Annotated in this window: 5 protein-coding genes; all 5 read right to left on the reverse strand. The window is 57.7% G+C overall.

Annotation, left to right across the window (positions count from 1 at the left end; translation table 11 throughout):
- A partial coding sequence (locus tag QOL82_RS28995; protein ID WP_283445799.1) for a CoA transferase occupies positions 1-108 on the reverse strand: 108 nt, incomplete at its 3' end.
- A gap of 43 nt (positions 109-151) precedes the next feature.
- On the reverse strand, positions 152-1,012 hold the full coding sequence (locus QOL82_RS29000) for a MaoC/PaaZ C-terminal domain-containing protein (RefSeq protein ID WP_283445796.1): 861 nt from the start codon (positions 1,010-1,012) through the stop codon (positions 152-154).
- Between the two features lie 140 nt (positions 1,013-1,152).
- Positions 1,153-2,133 carry a Bug family tripartite tricarboxylate transporter substrate binding protein gene (locus QOL82_RS29005; protein WP_283445797.1) on the reverse strand — a complete coding sequence of 327 codons (981 nt, stop codon included), beginning with the start codon at positions 2,131-2,133 and terminating at the stop codon, positions 1,153-1,155.
- 109 nt (positions 2,134-2,242) lie between these two features.
- Positions 2,243-2,977, reverse strand: coding sequence for a DDE-type integrase/transposase/recombinase (locus tag QOL82_RS29010; protein ID WP_346772325.1), 735 nt, complete (start codon positions 2,975-2,977; stop codon positions 2,243-2,245).
- Positions 2,892-3,095, reverse strand: a complete 204-nt coding sequence (locus QOL82_RS29015) for an enoyl-CoA hydratase-related protein (RefSeq protein ID WP_283445798.1) — start codon at positions 3,093-3,095, stop codon at positions 2,892-2,894. Before QOL82_RS29015 ends, QOL82_RS29010 begins: the two co-directional genes overlap by 86 nt.
- Positions 3,096-3,195 lie beyond the last annotated feature (100 nt).

Genomic DNA, 3,195 nt, shown 5'->3' on the forward strand with positions numbered 1-3,195 from the left:
GATCTTGATGACATCGGCGCCGAAATCGGCCAACAGCGTAGAGCAGTACGGACCGGCCAGTGCATGCGACAGGTCGAGCACGGTAATTCCCTCAAGGGCGAGCTTCAATTGAGTTCCTTTGACTTTTCTAGTTAATGAAATGCAGGTTGGTTTAGATATTCAGTGCCGCAGCGCCGTAGTCCAGGACGACGACCCCCCGCTCTAGCGCCCGGGTTCGGAAGGCAATGGCTGCGCCGTCAACCCACAATTCTGTGCGCAGCATCTCACCGGGATACACAACGCTGGAAAACCGGACCGACAGGCTGGCAAGCCGCCGTGGGTCGTAGCCGCAGCAGCTCTTGAGTACTGCATGCACTGCCACGCCAAAGCTGCAGAGCCCGTGCAAGACAGGCCGCGCATATCCGGCAGCGCGCGCTACCGCCGGGTCGGCATGCATCGGGTTTGGATCGGCACACAAGCGGTACAACAATGCGGACTGCGGCAGCGTTGGAAGATCGCATACAAGGTCAGACGGGCGGCAAGGCATAGGGGGTAGCGCCGGGGGCGCCGCGTCACCCTGTCCGAATCCCCCTTCCGTGCGGCACAGGGTGGCTTGTTCGATGGTAGCCAGCAATGCACCGCTCACCTTGTCTAACACCAGCTTTTCCTGGACCACTAGCGCACCCCTCGCAGCCCCCTTGTCGATGATGGCCTTAATGCGAGTGCGACCCACCACTGTGCCGGCCGGCGGGATGGCGGCGTGTAGTTGCAACTTGTGACCAACATGTAGCAGTCTAGGCCAATCGATACCGGTTGCCGGGTCCTTCATCCAGAACCCGGGATACCCCAGAATCACAGGCATGCTCGGCGCTGTCTTCAGGTCCTTTTCATAGACGAAGGCGAGTTGCGACTCATCCAGGGGGTCATGGCCGTAGCCGACGGCGAGTGCATACAGCATGCTGTCCTTCTCGCTGTAGGTATGCTCGACGTCCGGGAAATCCAAGTTTTTTATCAGATCGTAATCAATGGGCATGGTGGCTTCTCGCCGATAGCTGGCTTCTTCCGTTTGACAAGAGCGTCGCAATTATCTGGAACTCGAAGACTGGAGCGCCACTAAGCGCCTCAACTTCTTTTCCATGCGACATATATGAGTTGGGTAACTGTGCCGTCCGATCAATTTGCGGACTTCACGCCAGCCTGCTTGACCAGTCTTGCCCAGCGCGGCATTTCGTCCTTGATGAACGCTGCGAATTCATCCGAAGTGCCGGCAGAGGGCACATTGCCGACTGACGTCAGCCTTTCGGCGACCTCGGGCAAATGGACGATGGTCCTGATGGCGGCATTTAGCTGACCTATCACCTCAAGGGGCGTACCAGCGGGCGCCAAGATGCCCTGCCACGCAGTAACTTCATAGCCTGGAAGGCCAGATTCCTCCAGCGTCGGCACGTCGGGCAGTGCCGGATTACGCAGGGCGGAGGTTACCGCCAGCGGCCTGAGCTTGCCGGCTCGAAAATTGGGCAGGCCAGTACCGACACTTGTGAAAATGACCGGCACGTGGCCGCCCAGCGCGTCGGTTGTCGCCGGGCCCTCGCCTTTATACGGCACGTGCGTCATTTTCAAGTTAGCCATGCTTTTTAGCAGTTCGCCCGACAGGTGTTGGGTCGTACCATCGCCGCCAGTCGCGTAGCTGAACTTCTCTGGACTGGCCTTGATGAGCCCGATTAACTCGCCAATGTTTGAAACTGGCACACTCGGATGCACTGCCAGCACAGTCGGCGCGGACGATACAAGCGCAACCGGCGTGAAGTCCTTGAGTGTATCGAACGGCATTTTGGCAAATATGCTCGGATTGATTACAAGAGGGCCGGTGCTGGAAAATAGGAGCGTGTAGCCGTCGGGCTTAGCTCGGGCCACAAGCGCGGTACCGATATTGCCCGCGCCTCCGGGACGGTTGTCCACAATGACCGGCTGCCTGACTGCCTCGGACAGCTTCTGTCCGATCAGGCGGGCTTGGCTGTCTGAAGGCCCTCCGGCCGAGAAGGGCACGATCAGACGAATGGGTTGTGAGGGATAGTCTTGAGCGTATGCACCTGACGCGAACAGGGACGTGGCAATAGCCATCGTAAGGCTTACAACTCTATTGATAGTCATCATAGTGTCTCCAATGGTTTTCCTTTCGGTAAGCAATTTATATGCCATTTCGCGATGCGAATCACGCAGGAGCGGGTTACGCAGTTCTGTATGGTTTTCGCTGACCAGACGCTCAACTACGAAAATTTGTGTACTTGAAAAACAATACGAATGTCTGCCTGGACGACACATGCTCCGTCACGGAAGATTTCAAGCTAGTTGCTGGGGTATTTACGCTGCCTTTTTCTAATTCCGGATTTTGCTCCTTTTGACTGGCTGGATCGATAGCGTGCTTTGCGGGATTCAAGTGGACCACCAGGACCGGATCCCAGTTGCGCGTACCGCCGCTCCAGCGTTGCGGATGCGTTGTCCTGGCCGCCTCATAAACCGGACCTCGTTCCTTTAGCAGCCCGATGTCCAGACCAGCGTGCCGTTGTGGTGGCTTAATGAATCTGATCGCGCTGTGACGGTGTTCCTCGTTGTACAGTGCACAAACGCACCCGCCCCCACTGTCTGGCGGCAGCAGGCTCCCAAACCTGCGGTTCGGATAGGCAGGCCGGTATTTCATCGTCTTAAACAGCGATTCGGAATACGGGTTGTCATTACTGACTGCCGGACGACTACACGAGGGCGTCACGCCCAGCGCTTGCAACTTGGCCAGCATCGTGGCGCCCTTCATCGGGCTGCCATTATCCGAGTGGAACACCACCTGGCTCGGCCTGATGTGTTCACGCGCGCACATGTCACGCATGACTTCACTTGCCAGGTCGCTGCTTTCAGCTTCATAGACCTGCCAGCCAACGATCTTGCGGCTGAAGACATCGATGAACAGGTACAGGTAAGTCCAGTGCCGGAAACGTCTTTTCAGTCAGCGACTTGAGATCGCCGCCGGCACAGAAGGCATCCCCCACACCGGTCAACACTACCGCCTTCACATCGTCCGCATCGCGGGCGGTCTCCACCGCATCGGCGATTGCGCGGCGCATGTCAAGACCAGTTCTTCCATGTTGTTGATGGCGCCGACAGGAATGCCGCAAGGCACCAGGATCGCCTCCCACTCCTCGTAGGACTTGGACAGGAACACTT

The organism is Noviherbaspirillum suwonense (assembly GCF_900182955.1).
GTDB lineage: Bacteria > Pseudomonadota > Gammaproteobacteria > Burkholderiales > Burkholderiaceae_D > Noviherbaspirillum_A > Noviherbaspirillum_A suwonense.